Raw genomic sequence first — 676 nt, 5'->3', positions numbered from 1 at the left:
TCACCCCGGGCGCGGTCAGCCGCCAGATCAAGGGGCTGGAGGAGGAACTCGGCATCCCGCTGTTCGGCCGCAACCAATCCGGCATGGCGCTGACCGCCGAGGGGGAAACGCTCTACGCCACCCTCGCGGAAGCCTTCCGGCGAACGGCCGACACCCTCGACACGATCCGCGCCGGGCAGCCGCAGCGGCCGGTGACGCTGGCCTGCACCGATGCCTTCGCCAAATGCTGGCTGATGCCGCGGATGAGCGACTTCTGGCACCGCTTCCCCGACATCGGCGTCAACCATCTCGTCACCGACGACGCCCATGGGTTCCGCCGGGCGGAGGTCGATCTGCGGATCCGCTACGGCTTTGGCGCCTGGCCGGATGAAATCTCGGTTCAGCTCTTTGAAGAGACGATCTATCCGGTCGCATCCCCCACCCTGGCTGAGCGTTACCGGGGCATCACCATTGCCGATCTTCCATCGCTGCCCCTCCTTCACATCGATTGGGTCGATCCGGACTGGACCGGGTGGGACGAATTCCTGCGGCGCGGCAACATCCCCCATGCCCCACTGCCGGGGCGGCGCTTCAGCAACTTCGCCTTCGCCCTCCAGGCCTGCCAAGCCGGGCAGGGTGTCGCCATCGGCTGGCACCGGCTGGTCCGCAACCATGTCGCGGCCGGCACGCTCGTCCC

General features: G+C 67.9%; 1 protein-coding gene. It reads left to right on the top strand.

What is annotated here, in order from left to right:
* A partial coding sequence (locus TSO352_RS07410; protein WP_199231531.1) for a LysR substrate-binding domain-containing protein occupies window positions 1-676 on the top strand: 676 nt, incomplete at both ends.

Source organism: Azospirillum sp. TSO35-2, assembly GCF_003116095.1.
Classification (GTDB): Bacteria; Pseudomonadota; Alphaproteobacteria; order Azospirillales; family Azospirillaceae; genus Azospirillum.
This window is presented reverse-complemented; position numbering and strand designations above follow the sequence as displayed.